The following is a 1,162-nucleotide window of genomic DNA, read 5'->3' as shown; positions in this document are numbered from 1 at the left end:
GGACAGGACGGACAGAAGTAGACAGAATCCTTGTACAGCATAGGACAGAGGCGACAGATTAGCAGACAAACACAACTTCAGTAGACAGAAACTAAAAGCTCTCGGTGAATCACTGAGGGCTTTTTAGCTGCTGGTTATCATGGCGATTTTCTTTTAGTCTTTCCTCTACTGCGTTTTCATTTTTTGACAAAGTTTAGGTAATAGTTGACCCTGACCACCAGCTAGACCCAAATCAGAACCGTCTAGTTTTACCCAAGAAAAATCAAAGGCTATGGGGTCAAATCCGGTGCTTGGATGCATTTCGTAATGTCGCCAACTGTCTAGAGCCGGTTGAGTCAATTCAAGATGATAAACATAACGGGATTGAATTTCATCTCGTAAAGGGGTCATGTCATACTCATAAGTACCTAAAAACTCAACAATCCTCACGGACATTAGACCAGATTCCTCATAAACCTCTCGCAGTACAGCATCATCTGGTGACTCATCTTCATCAATAGTACCTGCTGGTACTTGTACTCCAGCTGCCGGAAAGTCAGTATGTCTAAATACCATCAACTCATCGTCCCTGGTGATATAGGCAATCACTTTTTTCTTTATCGGTTTAGTAGTCATTTTTTCTGATTACATTTTGTTCGCAAAATAACCGATACGAAGAACCGCTCTTGAAACTCTGTCAAAGCTCTAATTTGCTCGTTACTGTAATTCAAGCCTTGCGGTACGACAATCAACTTGTCATCTGCATCATCAATCCTCCTAATAATGGCAATACACTCACCTTCAAACTGGCTTAAAGGCTCAAATACACCCAAGATATAAGCATCTACTTCTTCTCCATCTGGAGCAAGTGTGCCGGGAATGTAGCCGTAATTAATCGGGTAGATATATTGGTATTGCGGATGCCTGCTACCAAGTGGACGGTCAACAATGACAGTTACCTTGGTTGTAAGAAACTCTTTAATGTCTATCTGCATCAGGTTTCAGTTGTAGACAATATAGTTTATGTAGGCGCAGATCAGCGTATTGGAAATTACCATTCTGTGTACCGTCAGATCGGCGATCGCCCTCTGACTACTAGCTAGTTTTTGCCCCAAGTTTTTGCTCATTCTCCACTACCGGGAAGTATCGCCGAGCATTAAGGGGCTTCTTCCACCCAGTCAAC

At 42.6% G+C, this 1,162-nt stretch carries 3 protein-coding genes; all 3 read right to left on the bottom strand.

All coding sequences use genetic code 11. The features are described 5' to 3' along the window. Positions 1 to 165 precede the first annotated feature (165 nt). Genes RRG12_RS44305 through RRG12_RS44295 form a run of 3 tightly spaced genes read right to left on the bottom strand, consistent with a single transcriptional unit; the run spans position 166 to position 1,106 of the window. The gene (locus RRG12_RS44305; RefSeq protein WP_420762283.1) at positions 166 to 615 is read right to left on the bottom strand and encodes an NUDIX hydrolase; all 450 of its coding nucleotides are present in this window, start codon (positions 613 to 615) and stop codon (positions 166 to 168) included. After that, the gene (locus RRG12_RS44300; protein ID WP_420762284.1) at positions 612 to 974 is read right to left on the bottom strand and encodes an inorganic diphosphatase; all 363 of its coding nucleotides are present in this window, start codon (positions 972 to 974) and stop codon (positions 612 to 614) included. Before RRG12_RS44300 ends, RRG12_RS44305 begins: the two co-directional genes overlap by 4 nt. A gap of 6 nt (positions 975 to 980) precedes the next feature. Beyond that, positions 981 to 1,106 carry a hypothetical protein gene (locus RRG12_RS44295; RefSeq protein WP_420763382.1) on the bottom strand — a complete coding sequence of 42 codons (126 nt, stop codon included), beginning with the start codon at positions 1,104 to 1,106 and terminating at the stop codon, positions 981 to 983. Between the last annotated feature and the right edge of the window lie 56 nt (positions 1,107 to 1,162).

It is taken from the genome of Nostoc sp. CALU 546 (assembly GCF_048836525.1).
The sequence above is the reverse complement of the archived record's forward strand: the minus strand, read 5'-3'. Positions and strand labels throughout refer to the sequence as shown.